Source organism: Streptomyces radicis (assembly GCF_003626575.1).
GTDB lineage: Bacteria > Actinomycetota > Actinomycetes > Streptomycetales > Streptomycetaceae > Streptomyces > Streptomyces radicis.
This window is the reverse complement of sequence record NZ_RBDY01000033.1, coordinates 1-14,364: the sequence shown is the minus strand read 5'-3', so window position 1 is coordinate 14,364 and position 14,364 is coordinate 1. Positions and strand designations below refer to the sequence as shown.

Annotated in this window: 11 protein-coding genes; 6 read left to right on the top strand and 5 right to left on the bottom strand. The window is 74.0% G+C overall.

What is annotated here, in order from left to right; all coding sequences use genetic code 11:
* Positions 1-2 precede the first annotated feature (2 nt).
* The 4 genes from D7318_RS27465 to D7318_RS27450 are packed head-to-tail and all read right to left on the bottom strand — an operon-like array spanning position 3 to position 3,586.
* Positions 3-1,034, bottom strand: coding sequence for a pyridoxal-phosphate dependent enzyme (locus D7318_RS27465; protein WP_120699927.1), 1,032 nt, complete (start codon positions 1,032-1,034; stop codon positions 3-5).
* Positions 955-1,983: a GHMP family kinase ATP-binding protein gene (locus D7318_RS27460; RefSeq protein ID WP_220729839.1), complete on the bottom strand. Its 1,029-nt coding sequence runs from the start codon at positions 1,981-1,983 to the stop codon at positions 955-957. The genes D7318_RS27465 and D7318_RS27460 overlap by 80 nt, the downstream gene beginning before the upstream one ends.
* Positions 1,980-2,822, bottom strand: coding sequence for a Rossmann-like domain-containing protein (locus D7318_RS27455; protein WP_120699926.1), 843 nt, complete (start codon positions 2,820-2,822; stop codon positions 1,980-1,982). The genes D7318_RS27460 and D7318_RS27455 overlap by 4 nt, the downstream gene beginning before the upstream one ends.
* Complete coding sequence (locus D7318_RS27450; RefSeq protein WP_120699925.1) at positions 2,819-3,586, bottom strand: class I SAM-dependent methyltransferase; 768 nt, start codon at positions 3,584-3,586, stop codon at positions 2,819-2,821. Before D7318_RS27450 ends, D7318_RS27455 begins: the two co-directional genes overlap by 4 nt.
* A gap of 110 nt (positions 3,587-3,696) precedes the next feature.
* Between D7318_RS27450 and D7318_RS27445 the strand changes: the two genes are divergently transcribed.
* The 4 genes from D7318_RS27445 to D7318_RS27430 all read left to right on the top strand — a co-directional run bounded on the left by D7318_RS27445 (position 3,697) and on the right by D7318_RS27430 (position 8,683).
* On the top strand, positions 3,697-4,953 hold the full coding sequence (locus D7318_RS27445; protein ID WP_220729837.1) for an MFS transporter: 1,257 nt from the start codon (positions 3,697-3,699) through the stop codon (positions 4,951-4,953).
* Positions 4,954-5,788: 835 nt separating this feature from the next.
* Positions 5,789-6,871 carry a FecCD family ABC transporter permease gene (locus D7318_RS27440; protein ID WP_220729835.1) on the top strand — a complete coding sequence of 361 codons (1,083 nt, stop codon included), beginning with the start codon at positions 5,789-5,791 and terminating at the stop codon, positions 6,869-6,871.
* 1 nt (position 6,872) lies between these two features.
* Positions 6,873-7,688 carry an ABC transporter ATP-binding protein gene (locus tag D7318_RS27435; RefSeq protein WP_120699923.1) on the top strand — a complete coding sequence of 272 codons (816 nt, stop codon included), beginning with the start codon at positions 6,873-6,875 and terminating at the stop codon, positions 7,686-7,688.
* Entirely contained in the window at positions 7,688-8,683 is a 996-nt protein-coding gene (locus D7318_RS27430; protein WP_120699922.1) for an ABC transporter substrate-binding protein, read from the top strand. The genes D7318_RS27435 and D7318_RS27430 overlap by 1 nt, the downstream gene beginning before the upstream one ends.
* 78 nt (positions 8,684-8,761) lie before the next feature.
* Here D7318_RS27430 and D7318_RS27425 read toward each other — a convergent pair whose 3' ends face one another.
* Positions 8,762-9,988: a right-handed parallel beta-helix repeat-containing protein gene (locus tag D7318_RS27425; protein WP_120699921.1), complete on the bottom strand. Its 1,227-nt coding sequence runs from the start codon at positions 9,986-9,988 to the stop codon at positions 8,762-8,764.
* A gap of 685 nt (positions 9,989-10,673) precedes the next feature.
* On the opposite strand from D7318_RS27425, the gene D7318_RS27420 reads away from it, so the two are divergent.
* On the top strand, positions 10,674-11,468 hold the full coding sequence (locus tag D7318_RS27420; protein ID WP_120699920.1) for a pectate lyase: 795 nt from the start codon (positions 10,674-10,676) through the stop codon (positions 11,466-11,468).
* Between the two features lie 300 nt (positions 11,469-11,768).
* A partial coding sequence (locus D7318_RS27415) for a beta-ketoacyl synthase N-terminal-like domain-containing protein (RefSeq protein ID WP_120699919.1) occupies positions 11,769-14,364 on the top strand: 2,596 nt, incomplete at its 3' end.

The following is a 14,364-nucleotide window of genomic DNA, read 5'->3' as shown; positions in this document are numbered from 1 at the left end:
GCCTACGCGCCCGGCGTCGACGGCGGCCCCGTGGACGCGGGCCCCCACGCCGGTCTGCGGCGCCAGTCCATCCGGCACCAGGGCAGGGCGAGTCGGTCCGTGCCGGACACCTGGAGCGGCGCGAGCCGGTCCAGCGGAACGGCCTCGGCGTGGCGCGCGAACACCGAGTCGGCGTAACGGTGTCCGGTGTCGGCCGCGATGAACACCACGGTGCGCGTGGGGTCTTGGCGCAGCTCCCAGCGGGCGGCCAGGTGGGCCGCCCCGGAGGACAGGCCCGCGAACACGGCGTGCCGCCGCAGCAGTTCGACGCTCCCCGACAGCGCGGCGCCGAACGCCGTCCAGTGCAGCGTGTCGTAGAGGGTGTGCGAGACGTTGCCGAAGGGGATCGAGCTGCCGATCCCGGCGATGATGATGTCCGGGTCCGCGACATGCTCGCTGCCGAACGTCACGCTGCCGAACGGCTGGACGCCCACCAGCCGCGTGTCCGGGGCGTGTTCGCGCAGCACCCCGGCCAGCGCCCCGGTGGAGGCGCCCGAGCCGACGCCGCCGACCAGGGTGAGGGGCCCCGGCACCTCGGCGCGCAGCCGCTCGGCGACGGCGCGGTAGCCGAGGTAGTGGATCCGGTCGTGGTACTGGCGCATCCAGTGGTGGTCGGGGTGCTCGGCCAGGATCTCCGCGACGCGCGCCACGCGGCGGCTCTGGTCGAGCTTGAGGTCGTCGCTCGGCTCCATCTGCTCCAACGTCGCGCCGAGGATGGCGAGTTGGGCCCGCAGGGTGGCGTCGATGGTGGTGGAGCCGACGATGTGGCAGCGCATGCCGTAGCGGTGGCAGGCCAGGGCGAGGGCATAGGCGTAGATGCCGCTCGAGCTGTCGAGCAGCGTGGCGCCGGGCCGCACCACGCCGTGGTCGAGCAGGTGCCGGACGGCGGCGAGGGCCGAGACCACCTTCATGGACTCAAAGCGCAGGCACACCAGACCCGCGTCGAGCCGTATCGGATCCGGGGCGCCGATCGCGTCGGCCACGTGGTCGTACATGGTCACTCGGCCTCTCGTGCGAGGGGGGCGTGGTGGTCCTGAAGGCGCGGGCGGCCGGGGTGCCCTCGCGCGCGAGGGCCCGCACGCAGCGGCGCAGCCGCCCGCGCAGATCCGGGGTGGCGGGGTCGAAGACGATCCCGGCGACGTTGCCGCTGTGCGCGACCTGCACCCCGACCGCGCCCACCTCGGCGGCCACCGCCCGCAGCGCGGGCAACTCCTCCTTGGGCAGCAGCCGTTGATGCCGCAGGGCGCTCTCGGTGCAGACCTCGCCGAGCAGCGCCGCGTCCCCGGTGCCGACCGCGCGCCGCAGCAGGGCGCGCAGCCGCTCGAACGCCCGCAGGTCGGCCTCACGGTGCGCCGCACCCTGGAGCGCCAGGGTGTCCACGGGGCGGCCGCCGCCCGTGGCGCAGCCGACCACGACGGCGGGCGGCAGCGCGGCGCCCAGCGTCTCGAGCACCCGGCCCTCGCGCTGCGCGAACAGCACGGGGCGGCCGTCGAGCATCAGCGGGTCACACGCGCTCTCGGCCCGAACGGCCAGGCGCGCCACGGCCGTTGGCGGCAGCTGGATGCCATAGCTGGCCGCCACCGCCCGCACGGCCGCGATGACGTCGCTGCTCGACGAGCCCATGCCGAGCCCGATCGGCACACCGCCCCCCAGCCTCAACCGCCCGCCGTACACCGGGCGTTGCGTGCGGCGGGCGCACTCCTCGACGGCCAGCGCCGCGGCCCGCGACGCCTTGGTCCGATCGGCGGGCAGCACGGTGATCCGCCCGGGGGGCGCGTCCGCGCGGGGCGTGAACTCCGCCCGGCTGCCGAGCCCCGAGCCGCCGGGCAGCGGCAGGGTGACCAGCGCCGCGCACACCCGGCCGCCGCCGTCGCGGAACGCGCCCTGAAGGATCTCGCCATGGTGGCAGGGCGCGGTCCCGACGCCGGTGGCCAGGCCCGTCACTCGGCCCTCGCCGACGGGGCCGAACGGTAGCGGTAGAGCGCCGTCGGCTCCGCGCTGAACTGCGAGAACGGGAACGGCTCCGCGGACAGCGCGGTCACGCCCGAGCCCAGGAACGCCCGGGCCACGGCGCTGCCGCTCTGCGCGTAGACCACCAGCGGAACGTTTCGCCTCCGGCAGTGGCCCAGGATCGTGTCGAACGTGCCGTTGCCGAGCGTCATCCCGGTGGCGACCACGGCGTCTGCGGTGTCAAGGACGTCGGCCATCGACGCGGCGACGGGCTCGCCCCACCGGGTGGTGCGCAGGTTGCGGTCACACGGCAGGCACACGCCCCCGCGGTCGCGGATGGCGGCGATCAGGGGGTTGACCACGCCGATCAGGGCGACGCGGGCGCCCGGCGCGATGTCGAGCAGCCCGGCGATGGCCGCGTCCCTGGCCAGCGCGCGCTCCTCGGGGGTCCCCGCGGGCAGTGTCACCCGTTCCGCGTCGGGGCGTTGACGGTGGGGTGACGCCTCGGCCAGGCACGCGTCGAGGGCGGCGAGTCCGAGCGGGACGGGAACGTCGTCCGCGAGCAGCGCGTCGAGCGGGCTGCCCGAGGCGGCCCGGCAGACCGCGGGGTCGATCTCCCCGTCCTCGACCGCGCACGCGCCGAACGACCGCCCGACCCGCACCAGCACGTACTGGTTGAGGTAGGTGGTGTCACCCCCGGCCAGGCGCGTGCCGTGGTGGAGCCAGAAGACGCTGGTGGCCACGAGCCCGGCGGGGCCCGGGCCGAGGGCGCCCGCGAGCGCGGCGGCGCGCACCTCGTCGACGGTGGTGGGCCGCGGCGGCGCGGTGCTCACGCGGCGCCCCCCCGCGCCGACCCGGCCGTCTCGGACCCGGGTATCCCGAACCTGAGGATGTAGGTCAGCACCCCGTCGTGCCAGTCGTGCCGGTGGTGCACCTCGGCCCTGAAGCCGTGGCGCAGCGCGTGCCCGACGATGCCGCGCAGATCGGCCGTGTTGGAGACGACGACGAAGACCTCGCCACCGGGCGCCAGCAGCTTCCGCTCGGCCAACTGCCCGAAGAACGCGGCCAGTACGGGCGTTCCGACGCAGACGTTCCGCACGATGTCGGGGTCATCGCTGACCGGCTGGCTCACGGCCGGGGGGTTGAACGTGACGACGTCGACGAGGACGCCGTCGGGGAAGCCGTCGAACACGTCGGCGACCACCGGGACGAACGCCGTGCCGGGGCGCTCGCCGACCAGCCGCGCGTAGTGGCGCGCGGCGGTGGCGACGCTCTCCTCGTGCACGTCGACGGCGTGGATCGCGCGGGCGCCGCGCAACCCAGCGACCACCGCCTCGACGCCGAGCCCGACGCCCATGGCGGCGTAACGGCGGCCGCGCACCTCGATGTCGCCGTCGAGCAGCCGCTGGTGGATCATCCGGCTCGTCCCACCCGGCATGAACACCCCCGGCGGCACGTCGAACGTCCAGCCGTTCCAGGCGTAGTGGCGGGGGAGGCCCTGATCGGCCCTCGGCCGGTTGAGGGCGATGATCCGTGGTGTCGGCAGGGGTGGGGGCAGCTGTTCCAGCAGGTCCGGACCGGTCGTCTTCCGTTCCACGGGGCTCCTTCGAGCTCGTCGCCGTCTGACGCCGGGAAGTATTACAAGTGAATGTCATTATCGTCTAGGGTCCTCGGTGTGAGATCGGAGAGCGAGAGGAGTGCCGACCTGTGAGCGGAACACCGGTGGTGAGCGCCGCCCGACCCGCCGCGGAGGCCCCGCGGTCGGTGCTGCGGGAGGCGTCGTTCCTGCGGCTGTGGGTGGCGGCCACGGCCTCGGGTCTCGCGACATGGGCGCTGCCGTTCGTGCTGGGCTTCGCCGTGCTCGAACGCGCCCTCACCCCGGGCGCGTTGGGCCTGGTCCTCGGCGCGCGGACGGTCGGGTTCCTGATCGCGGTGCCGGTGGGCGGCGTGCTGGCCGACCGGTACGCGCGGCGGGACGTGGTGCGGGCCGCGGGTCTCGCCGCCGCGCTGGCGACGCCCGTGCTGGCGGCGGCGATCGGGCGTTCCGTCGCGGTGATGGCCGTGGCCGCGGTGGTGATCGGCGCGGGGCAGGGGGCGTGCCGCCCGGCGTTCCAGGCGCTGACGGCCGACGTGGTCGACCCGGGGCGGCGGCAGCAGGCGAACGCGGCGATGACCCTCGCCGTGCGCGTGACCACGCTGGCGGGTCCCGGCGGCGCGGCGCTGCTGGCCACGGTGCTGCCGGTGCCCGCGCTGGTGTGCGCGACGGGGCTGCTGTGGCTGGCCGCCGCGCTGCTCCCGCCGCCCGGGGGCCCACGGGTGGCGGCGCCCACGGCTCAACGGGGCACCTATCTGCGGGAGTTCGCGGAGGGCCTGCGGGAGGCGCGGCGGCACGCGTGGTTCCTCGCGGGGCTGGGGGCGCTCACCGCCGTGATAGCGACCGGGTATTCGGCGACCGGCGTGCTGCTGCCGCTGATGAGCCGGGACACCTATGGCGGCGAGGCGGTGCTGGCCGCGGCCACCACGGCGTACACGGCGGGCGCGCTGCTCGGCGCCGTCGTCATCGCCCGCTGGCGCCCGCGCTCGGCGGGCTGGGCGGCGCTCGCCGGTCTCGCCTGCTACGGCCTGGCCCCGCTCGGCCTGTGGCTCGAGGCGCACCCGCTCGTGGTGGTGGCGGGCTATGCCGCCGCCGGCGCGGGGATCGAGCTGTTCAACGTGCCGTGGTTCACGGCCATCCAACGGGAGGTCGAGCCACGGCTGTTGGCCCGGGTCTCCTCCCTCGACTTCCTGTTCTCCTACGGCCTCGCCCCCGTAGGGCTCGCGCTGATCGCCCCGGCGGCCGAGGCGTTCGGCCCAGGCGTGGTGCTCGGGGTGTGCGCGGCCGTCTGCTTCCTGGCCCCGGCCGCCGCCGCACTCGCCCCGGGAGCGCGTCACTTTGCCCGCGCCGGGCGGCTCGAGGGTGGCTAGGGCGGCGGCTACGGGCTGGACGTCCTCCCGTTCGCCGTCCGCCGACCGCTTCTTTCGTGGTGGGTGCGGGTCAGGGCTGGCACCTACGGGGGAGGGGGCGTCGGGTGTGCGGCCGTCTCGGTAAACGGCAGGTCTCGTTGTGGGCCGGGACCGTTCGCCGAACGGGCGCGGCCGCGAAGGGTTTGCGGGCGGCCGTTTTCCCGGTGGTCGGCTGAGGTGGCGCGCACCCTTCGGGCCTGCCCTGGCCGCCCGAAGCGTTTTCATTCCTGATGTCCGACGAGCTGATGTAGCGCGCCGGTGCTTATCCGCGGCTTATGCCGGGGCGGGTGGTCTTGTGAAACGGCGCACACTTTGTGTTGAACAGAACGTGCCGCGTTTCAGCAGAGACCCCGACCCCGGGTAAGCGGCGGATAAGGACCGGCCTGCTACATCAGCTCAACGTGCGCGCGGTGAACGACGATGGCGGCGGCCAGGGCAGGCCCGAAGGGTGCCCGCTACCCCGGCCGACCACGCGGAAGTCGGCCACCCGCAAAGCGGTATCCGCTGCGCCCGTTTGGCGAACGGTCCCGGCCCACAACGAAATCGACCGGTGACCGGGACGGCCGGTCACCCGGCGCCCCCTCCCCCGTAGGTGCCAGCCCTGACCCGCACCCACCACGAAACCGACCAACCGGCGGACGGCGAACGGGAGGACGTCCAGCCATGAGCCGCCCTCACCCCTCCGCCGCGAGCCGCGAGACCGCATGAGGGGCCGCGTAGGTCGACGCGGCCCCGAGTGATCTTGGCGACATTGACGCGGGGCGTACGCCGGTGCAAGCTCATGACAATGATTTCCATGAGCACAACGGTGGCGCGCGGGCGCACTCGGAGGCGTGAGCGGCGCGAGCGTGGCGCCCTCGTCCTTCAGGTCGTCGCGCTCGTCGCCGTTCTGCTGCTCTCCGTCCTGCTGGCCATCGGTCTCGGCCCCGCGACCGTGGCCCCCGTCGACACCGCGCGCCACCTGTGGGCCGCGCTCACCGGGGGCACGATCGCCGCGGACGACGTGACGGAGTACCAGATCATCTGGCAGGTGCGCACCCCGCGCGTGCTGCTCGCCGTCGTGGTGGGCGCGGGGCTGAGCGTCGTCGGGGTCGCCGTCCAGGCCCTGGTGCGCAACGCGCTCGCCGACCCGTTCGTGCTCGGCGTCTCCTCGGGGGCCTCGGTCGGGGCCGTGTCCGTCACGGTGCTCGGCGCGTTCGCGTCCCTCGGCGTGCACGCCCTGACGTTCGGCGCCTTCGTGGGCGCGTTGGCCGCCTCGGCCCTGGTCTACCTCGCGTCGTTCAGCCGCGCCGGGCTCACCCCGCTGCGGCTCGTGCTCACCGGCGTCGCCCTGGCCTACGGCTTCCAGGCCGTGATGAGCGTCCTTGTCTATCTCGCGCCCGACGGCGAGGCGACGCACGCCGTCCTCTTCTGGACGCTGGGCGGGCTCGGCGCCGCCTCGTGGGGGTCGTTGCCCGTGGTCGCCGCGGTCGTCGCCGTCGGCATGGCCGTGCTGCATCGCTGCGCCCGCCCGCTCGACGTCCTCGCGCTCGGCGACGAGACCGCCGCGAGCCTCGGCGTGGACACGGCGGCCGTGCGCGGGTGGCTGTTCGTGGTCACATCGCTCATGACCGGCGCGATGGTGGCCGTCAGCGGCGCCATCGGGTTCGTCGGCCTGGTCATGCCGCACCTGGTCCGCATTCTCGTCGGCGCGAGCCACGCGCGCGTGCTGGTGCTCGCGCCGCTGGTGGGCGCCGTCTTCATGGTCTGGGCCGACCTCGTCGCCCGCACCCTGGCCGCCCCGCGCGAGCTGCCCCTCGGCGTCGTCACCGCGCTCGTCGGCGTGCCCGTCTTCCTCGCCCTGATGCGCCGCAGGGGCTACCTCTTCGGGGTACGCTGACATGAGCACGAGCAACGCCAAGGCACCGGCCGCGCTGCGCCTCGACCGCCTCCGCGTCGAGATCGACGGGCACGCCCTGCTGGCCGGGCTCTCCCTCGACGTGGCCGCGGGCCAGGTCGTCGGTCTCGTCGGCCCCAACGGCAGCGGCAAGTCCACCGCCCTGCGCTGCGTCTACCGCGCCCTGCGGCCGACCACGGGAACGGTCCGGCTCGACGAGCGCGACCTGGGCGCGCTGCCCCGCCGCGACGCCGCCCGCCGCGTGGCCGCCCTGACCCAGGAGAACGGCAGCGAGCTCGACTTCACCGTCCGCGAGGTCGTCGCCCTCGGGCGCGCCCCCCACCTGCGCGGCAACCAGGCCCTCAGCCGCCGCGAACGCGAGCTGTGCGAGCGGGCCATGGCCGACCTCGACGTCACCCACCTCGCCGACCGGGGCGTGCTCACCCTCTCCGGCGGCGAACGCCAACGCGTCCTCGCCGCACGGGCGTTGACGCAGGAGCCCGCCGTGCTCCTGCTCGACGAGCCCACCAACCACCTCGACCTCAGGCACCAGATCGAGCTGCTCTCCCTGCTCCGCCGCACCCCCACCACCGTGCTGGTCGTGCTGCACGACCTCAACCTGGCCGCGGCCGTGTGCGACCGCATCGGCGTGCTCGCGGGCGGGCGGCTGGTCACCGCGGGCCCACCCGAACGGGTCCTCACCGCCGAGCTGGTGCGCGACGTCTTCGGCGTCACCGCCACCGTTGTCCCCCATCCCCTCACGGGCGCACCGCAGTTGCTCTACGCCCTGTCCCCTTCCACTCCTCCAGGAGACGCGTGATGACCGCCACCCGACCACACCCGCGCACCGCCATCGTCCCCGCCGTCGCCGCGCTGCTGCTCACCGCCTGCGGCGCCGAGGTCGAGCCCGACGACGAAGGCGACGCGGCCGGGCCCGCCCGCGTGGAGCGCTGCGGCGAGGAGGTGGAGTACCGGCTCCCCGAGCGCGCCGTCGTCTACGAGGCGGGCAGCGCCGACAAGTTGTTCGCCCTCGGCCTGGCCGACCACGTCCACGGCTATGTCATGCCGCCCGCCAACCCGCCGGTCACCGAGTCCCCCTGGGCCGAGGACTACGCGCGCGTCGGGATGCTCAGCGACGACCTGCTCAACCGCGAGCTGGTCGTGGACGCCGAGGCCGATCTCGTCGTCGCGGGCTGGCAGTCGGGGTTCAGCGAGGAACGCGGCATCACCCCCGAGATACTCGACGGGCTCGGCATCCAGAGCTTCATGCACAGCGAGACCTGCTACAACTACCCAGGCCACCCGGTGGAGTTCACGCCCTTCGACGGCCTGTACCGGGACCTGGAGCTGCTGGGCGAGATCTTCGGCGTGCGGCCGCGCGCCGCCGAGGTCGTCTCGGAGCTGCGCGAACGCGTCGCGGCCGTCGAGGAGGCGGCCCCCGAGGGCCGCGCCCCGCGCGTCTTCGTCTACGACTCCGGCACCGACCAGCCGTTCACCTCGGGCAACCAGGCCCCGCCCCAGGAGATCATCGACGTCGCGGGCGGCGAGAACATCTTCGCCGACCTCACCGACCGCTGGACGAGCGTGAGTTGGGAGGCCGTCGTCGAGGCCGAGCCCGAGGTCGTCGTCATCGTCGACTACCAGGACCAGCCCGCCGAGGAGAAGATCGCGTTCCTGAAGTCCAACCCCGTCACCTCCCGGCTGCCCGCGGTGGTCGACGACGCCTTCTTCGTCCTCGACTACAACGAGGCCATCAGCGGCCCACGCGTCGTCGACGGCGCGGAGGCGTTCGGCGCGTACCTGCGCGACCGCTGAGACCCGCCGAGCGCCCCGCCGATCCCCTCGACCGCCGCCGCGGCTCAGGACCATCCGACATCGGCGGCGGGCGCGCGGTCAGAAGCGGGCGCCGACCTCCGCGCCGTTCGCCGGGCGCAGGAACGGGGACGAGGGGATCGACCCGTCGGACCCGCGCGATCCGGTGATCGTGCCGGGGTCGGTGCTGGCGAACGACCACGAGCCGCCGATGTCCCAGGAGTTGCCGCTGCCGGACGAGCCGGAGCCGAGGGAGGCGTCCGTGCCGTTCGCGACCGCCAGGTTCGCGGTCAACGTGCCGTCGGCGTCCGCGAAGTCGAACCCTGTCCCGCCGTTGTCCCAGGCCGTGCAGCGCTCGGCCACCAGCGCGCCGGGGTTGGCGTTGTCGATGAACCCACCGGCCGAGTTGTCCCAGGCCATGCTGTTGCGCGTCACATGCGCGGCGGGCAGGTCCTCGTCGCCGCCGCCCAGCTTGAAGCCGTTGCCGTCGCCGGTGTAGTCGGGCAGGTTCCACCGGTTGTAGCCGTTGCCCCAGGCCAGGCTGTCCTCGATCAGGACGGGGGAGAGGAACTCCCAGGCGTCGTAGCCGTCGTCGGAGTTGTTCCACAGGCGCGCGCCGCGCACCACGTTGCCGCTGCCCGAACCCTCCTTGATGGCGAGGCCGTCCGCGCTCTCGCCGTTCTTGCGCGGGTCGCGGTTGCCGTAACTGTCAAGATCCAGGATCTCGTTGCCGCCCGACGCGCCCTGGAGGTGCAGCCCCGACTCGTAGTTGTCGCGGGTGACCAGGCCGTCGAAGACGTTGTCGCTGGTGTCCACGCCGAAGACGCCGTAGGGGCCGTTGATGATCTCCAGGTCGATCAACCGCCAGTGATCGCCCGCCAGATGGATCGCGCCGCGCTCGGCGCGCGGGATGCTGCCGTCCACGGGCGCGGGGGTGTGCGGCATGTTCTCGCCGTCGATCACGGCCCGTTCGCCCTCGTGGGCGCGGAGCGTGATGGGCTGGCTCGCGGTGCCGCTCTCCAGCAGTCTGATGTTGGTGGCGGGCGCGTAGGTGCCCGCCCTGAGGTGGATGGTCGTGCCTGGCTCGGCCAGGTCGACGCCGCGCTGCACGGTGCGCAGCGGCTCGGCCGGGGTGCCGGGGGCGGCGTCGTCGCCGTCCGGCGCGACATAGAGGTCAACGGCGGCCGCTTCCAGGGGCGTCGACCCGGGGGCGGCGGAGGGCGCGGCGGTCGCGGTGCCGGGTCCTGAGAGCGCGGTGACGGCGCCGACCAGCAGGCTCACGCAGACCAGGAGGGCGTTACGTTTCATCGTTCCTCTCCAAGGGGGTCCGCCGCGTCCCGCGCCGATGGGCCGAGCCGTTGAACGGTGGGGGCTGAACGGTGGGGGCTGAATGGTTTCAGCCGAGGGCGCGGAACGGCGGCGATGTCGCTGTGCGGTGGGGGTCGAGCGAGACGCGGGCGGCTCGGCGCGCGTCACCCGGGCGGCGTGGAGGCGCTCCCACGGCCGGAACGCTGCGAACGTACTGACCCGCCGTCGCGGCGTCAAGAGTATGAGGATCGCGCATTCTTCGGGTGCCTTCTCATGGCCGACTCAGCGGTAAAGTCCACACGGTGAGCGTCATATTCCACGCCCATTCTGCAAGCGTCCCCGCATTCTCGATCCCGAATATCGGCCGTGGTCAAGAGCCTTGACAGTGATTAACCCCGGCGATACATTCCGGGAATAGAAAGCGCTTGCGGCAAGGGTTTCCGCGGGTCGAATCATGCGCGGTAGTGCATGTGCGCCCCTGCGTCAGGCGTGGTGGGAATTCCGTTTGACGTGCCGCCGTGAATTCCTTGTCCCTGCCTTTCCATCGGTTCGTCACCTGCGGGCCGACCCCCACACGATTCCCCCACCCGACGCCCGTGCGCAGCGGGACCGTTCGGACCCATCATCGAGAGGCAGCGACATCATGCGATCCCCCCACCGACTTGTCAGCGGAAGGCCGGGCCGAATGCTGCTGGCCGTCGTGTTCGCCGGAGCCCTGGCCACCGGCGGGACGACGGCGTTCGCCGAGGCGCCCGACGCCGCCGCCCCCGCACCCGCGGCCGACACCCTCGCGGTCGAGTGGCCGCAGGCCACCGACGAGGTCGTGGTCAACGAGACCATCGAGGTCGACGGCTCCTTCGACGGCGGCAACGTGCGCTATGTGCCGGGCCCCGAGCTGGGCGACGGCGGCCAGGGCGAGGACCAGCTGCCGGTCTTCGAGCTCTCGGGGGGCGGCTCGTTGAACAATGTCATCATCGGCTCGCCGGGCGTGGACGGCGTGCACTGCCAGGGCAGTTGCACGTTGAACAATGTCTGGTGGGAGGACATCGGCGAGGACGCGGCCACGTTCCGCGGCGGTGACGGCTCCCAGTTCCTGGTCAGCGGCGGCGCGGCCCGCGCCAGCGACGACAAGGTGTTCCAGCACAACGGTGGCGGCACGTTGACCGTCAGGAACTTCGCGGCCGAGGACTTCTCCACCCTGGTGCGCTCGTGCGGCAACTGCTCGAGCCAGTACGAGCGGACCATCGTGCTCGACGGCGTCGAGGTCACCGCGCCCGCGAGCCGTCTCGTCGGCATCAACGAGAACTACGGCGACTCCGCGACGCTGCGGAACATCACGATCATCGGCGACGACGACCGCGACATCACCATCTGCCAGAAGTACATCGGCAACGACGAGGGTGACGAGCCGGACGAGACGGGCACCGACCCCGACGGCACCCACTGCCGCTACTCGTCCTCGGACATCACCTACCAGTAGGTCCCGCCGCGACCACCGTGTGACCCGGCGTGCCCTCGCGCCGAGAGAGACCGGCCCCCCGCACGCGCTCGGTGCGGGGGGCCGGTCGTGGCTCGGGGGATGGGCCGGTTTCCACCGCTTGAAGGGCCGGTCGGGGCGCGAGGTGGGGCGGGGCTGGGGCGGTTCAGGGGTGGTGAGGCCCGGCGGTGGCCCTTACGTTCGGTGAGTGAGCGGGCCGGATGGGTGAGTGGTCGTGGGGTCCCGTGGCCCGCACCCACCGAGCGCGCGCCATGAGCCGGTCGGCCAGCAGCGGGAGAGAACATGACGGTCGTCCCTGCCAGCACCGCCCACGTCCGGTGCCTCCCCTTGTCCCCTTCGTCCGCCGCCACCGCGCGGCCCTGGGTCCTCTCCGGCGGCGGCCCCGGGGGCGTGCGCGCCGGCGCGCGGGAGCTGCGCGCGCTGCTCGACCGGCACCCTGGATGGGAGCCGGACGCCGTCGGGCGGGCCCTGCTCCGGCTCGACGTCTCGCCCCCGCGCCCGCACCGCGCCGTGCTCGTGGCCGGGGGAAGGGAGGAGTTCGCCGCCGCGCTCGCCGCGTTGGCCGACGGGCCGTCCGACGCCCGGGTGCCGGGGCTGATCGAGGGGCGGCCCGAGGCCGCCCCGGCGGGCGGCCCGGTGTTCGTCTTCCCCGGGCAGGGGCCCCAATGGCCCGGCATGGCACGGGAGTTGATGGCCACCTCGCCCGCCTTCGCCGACCGCATGCGGGCCTGTGACGACGCCTTCGCCCCGTTTCTCGACTGGTCGACGGCCGACGCCGCGACCGACGCGGACGGCGCGCCGCCCCTGGCCGGGGCGGACGTGGTGCAGCCCGTCCTGTTCTCCGTGATGGTCTCCCTGGCCGCGCTGTGGGAGGCGGCCGGGGTGCGGCCCGCCGCCGTGCTCGGGCACAGCCTCGGCGAGGTGGCCGCCGCGTGTGTGAGCGGCGCCCTGTCCCTGGCGGACGGCGCGCGCGTCGTGGCCCTGTGGAGCAGGGCGCAGGCCACCCTCGCGGGCCGGGGCGAGATGGTCTCCGTGCTGCTGCCCGCCGAGCCGCTGCGCGCCCGGCTCGCCGAGCACTACCGCGACCGCCTCGTGGTCGCCGTCGAGAACGGCCCCGGCATGACCGTCGTCTCAGGCGACGCCGACGCCGCCGACGAGCTGCTGCGCGACCTCGCCGCCGACGGCGTCCACGCCCGCACCGTCGCCGTCGGCCTGGCGGCGCACTCGCCGCACATGGACGCCATCCTCGACACGCTGCGCGCCGACCTCGCGCCACTCGCGCCCCGGCCCCCGCGGCTGCCGTTCTACTCCGCCGTCACCGGGGGCGCGTTGGACCCCGACGAGCGCCTCGACGCGGCCTACTGGTGCCGCAACCTGCGCGGCACCGTCCGCTTCCACGCCGCCACCCGCGCGGCCCTGGCCGACGGGCACCGCGCCCTCGTCGAGATCAGCCCGCACCCCGTGCTCGCCTCGGCGATGGAGGTCAGCGCCGAACGCGCCGGGTCGGCCGCCGCCGTCCATGTGCAGGCCACGCTGCGGCGCGACGAGGGCGGCCCGCGCCGCTTCCTCACCGCGCTCGGCGAGCTGTATGTCGCGGGCGGCGAGCCCGACTGGAGCACCGTCCACGCCGCCCAGGACACCCCCGTGACCGTCACCCTGCCGCCCGAACTCTTCGCCGGAGCGGGCGAGGAGAGCCCAAGGGCGGACGGCGCGGCGGCCGCGGGTGCCGCGCTGCGCGAGCGGCTGCGGGCCCTGGGCGCGGCCGAACGCCGGGGCGCGCTCGCCGCGTTGGTGGGGGAGTGGGCCCTCGAGGTCCTGCGCCCCGGCGAGGCGAGGGGCGAACGGCCCGACCCCGAGCGGACGTTCCGCGACCTGGGCGTCGACTCGGGGACCGCGCTCGCCATCCGCGACCGCGTGCGCCTGGCCACCGGCGTGCGGCTCTCGCCCACCGCCGTCTTCGACCACCCCACGCCCGCCGCGCTCGGCAGCCACCTGGAGGCCGAACTCTTCGGCACCAGGCGGGCGTTCGGGCCAGGCACCACCACCGTGCCGCCCGCCCACCGCGACGGGCCGATCGCGATCGTCGGGATGGGCTGCCGTTTTCCCGGAGGCGTGGGCTCTCCCGAGGAGTTGTGGCAGCTGGTGGCCGAAGGGCGGGACGCGGTCGGTCCGTTGCCGACGGATCGCGGCTGGGACATCGAGGGCCGCTACGACCCTGACCGCGCCAGGCCCGGCACGTTCTACCAGCGCGAGGGCGGATTCCTCGACGGCGCGGCCGACTTCGACGCCGAGTTCTTCGGGATCTCGCCCCGCGAGGCCCTGGCGATGGACCCGCAGCAGCGGCTGGCGCTCGAGACCGCGTGGGAGGCGTTCGAGCACGGCGGGATCGACGCCACGCGCCTGAGGGGCTCGCGCACCGGCGTGTACGTGGGCGCGATGACGATGGACTACGACCGGCGCGCTGACGCCTCGGACGACGAGGTCGCGGGCTATCTCCTCACCGGGAACACCGGCAGCGTGGTGTCGGGGCGGGTGGCGTATGCGTTGGGTCTCGAGGGTCCCGCGGTGACGGTGGACACGGCGTGTTCGTCGTCGTTGGTGGCGCTGCACCTGGCGTGCGAGGCGCTGCGGGCCGGGGACTGCGACCTGGCGCTCGCGGGCGGGGTGACGGTGATGTCCGGCCTCGGCTCGCTCACCGAGTTCTCGCGGCAGGGCGCCCTCGCGCCCGATGGTCGGTGTCGGGCGTTCGCGGCTGATGCGGATGGGTTTGGTTTGGCTGAGGGTGTGGGGTTGGTGGTGTTGGAGCGGTTGTCGGATGCGGTGCGGTGGGGGCGTCGGGTGTGGGGTGTGGTGCGGGGTTCGGCGGTGAATCAGGATG